Origin of the sequence: Streptomyces sp. GC420 (assembly GCF_009916105.1) — a bacterium.
GTDB lineage: Bacteria > Actinomycetota > Actinomycetes > Streptomycetales > Streptomycetaceae > Streptomyces.
Genome location: NZ_JAAAXQ010000724.1, coordinates 1 through 1,655, shown reverse-complemented (window position 1 = coordinate 1,655; position 1,655 = coordinate 1). Strand labels below are relative to the sequence as shown.

General features: G+C 75.3%; 2 protein-coding genes. Both read left to right on the top strand.

Annotated elements, in window-relative coordinates; all coding sequences use genetic code 11:
• Positions 1 to 98 precede the first annotated feature (98 nt).
• Positions 99 to 854 carry a GNAT family N-acetyltransferase gene (locus GUY61_RS38145; protein ID WP_166634868.1) on the top strand — a complete coding sequence of 252 codons (756 nt, stop codon included), beginning with the start codon at positions 99 to 101 and terminating at the stop codon, positions 852 to 854.
• The coding region (locus tag GUY61_RS38140) for a 1-acyl-sn-glycerol-3-phosphate acyltransferase (protein WP_166634867.1) at positions 851 to 1,655 on the top strand (805 nt) is incomplete at its 3' end. The genes GUY61_RS38145 and GUY61_RS38140, both read left to right, overlap by 4 nt.

Genomic DNA, 1,655 nt, shown 5'->3' with positions numbered 1-1,655 from the left:
GGGCATCAATGGGCGCGGGCCCCACACGGCCCGTCGGCTCCGACGACCGTGCCGGTTCCGCCGCTCCTGCCGACTCCGATGAACGGAGAGCCGTTCCCATGTCTGTCATGCACACCGCATCCTCTGCGGTGCCGACCCGCTCCTACGTCACCTCCATCGCCTCCACCGAGGAGGAGATCCGTGCCGCGCAGCGGCTGCGGTACCGCGTCTTCGCACAGGAGAAGGGTGCCGTCCTGCACACCCCGGTCCCCGGCCACGACATCGACGGCTTCGACGAGCACGTCGACCACCTCATCGTCACCGAGCGGGGCAGCGGGGAAGTCGTCGGCACCTACCGGCTGCTGCCCCCCGGCCGCTCCGAGCGCCTCTACTCCGACGGCGAGTTCGACCTGCGCCCGCTGCGCGGCATACAGGACTCCCTGGTCGAGGCGGGCCGCGCCTGCGTGCACCCCGACCACCGGGACGGGACGGTCATCAACCTGATGTGGTCCGGACTGGCCCGCTACGTCCTGCTCTCCGGGCACCGCTACCTCGCCGGCTGCGCCTCGGTGCCGCTCGCCGACGGCGGGCAGGCCGCCGCCAACGCCTGGCTGCTCGGCACCACGCGGTACGCCTGCCCGCCGGAGCTGCGCGTGCACCCGCACGACCCCTGGATGCCCCCGCGCATGCCCGTCGCCGAGCCGAACCCCGCCACGCTGCCGCCGCTGCTGCGCGGCTATCTGCGGATCGGCGCCTGGATGTGCGGGGCGCCCGCGCACGACCGGGACTTCGGGGACGCGGACTTCTTCGTGCTGCTGGACCTGGAGCGGATGAACGAGCGGTACCGGCGCTACTTCCTGGGCGAGGAACGGTGAGCGCCTGGGCGGCTGTCTCCCCCTGCACGGCGGGATGTGTCACCGCCGGGCAGCCGGCGCGGGACGCCGGCCGGGCGCTGACACTGCGGCGGTACGCGGCCTTCGCCGGAACGGTCGCGGGGGCACTGGCGGCCGGGGAGCGGCTCGAGCGGGGCGAGGAACTGCGCGCCCGGGCACGCTCCCTGCTGGCCGACCTGGGCGTCACCCTGCTGGGCGGGGGCGAGGGGCCGGCCGTGCCGACGGCGGGCACCGGGACCGGCACGCTCGTCGTGGCCAACCACATCTCGTGGCTGGACGTGCTCGCGCTGCTGGCCGTACGGCCTGCCACCCTGCTCGCCAAGCGCGAGGTGGGCCGGTGGCCGGTGGTGGGAACGCTCGTACGGCGCGCCGGGACCCGGTTCATCGACCGCGAAGGGCTGCGGGGCCTGCCGGACACCGTGCGGGAACTGGGCGCGCTGCTGCGCTCGGGCGAGTCGGTGATCGTTTTTCCCGAGGGCACGACCTGGTGCTCCGCGCCCGGAGGCCCGTTCCGCCGGGCCACCTTCCAGGCGGCCCTCGACGTGGGCGCCCCGGTCCGCCCGGTCACCCTCACCTACACCCGCCACGGCGGCCCCACCACGCTCCCCGCCTATGTGGGCGAGGGCAGCTTCGCGGCGTCCCTGCGCCGGGTCGCCGCCGCCCGCGGGGTCGCCGTCCGGGTCACCACGCATCCCGCGATCGACCCCTCGGGGCACGACCGCCGTTCGCTGGCCGCCGCGGCCCGTGCGGCGGTGTTCGGTGCGGGGGCGGCCGTCCCGGCAC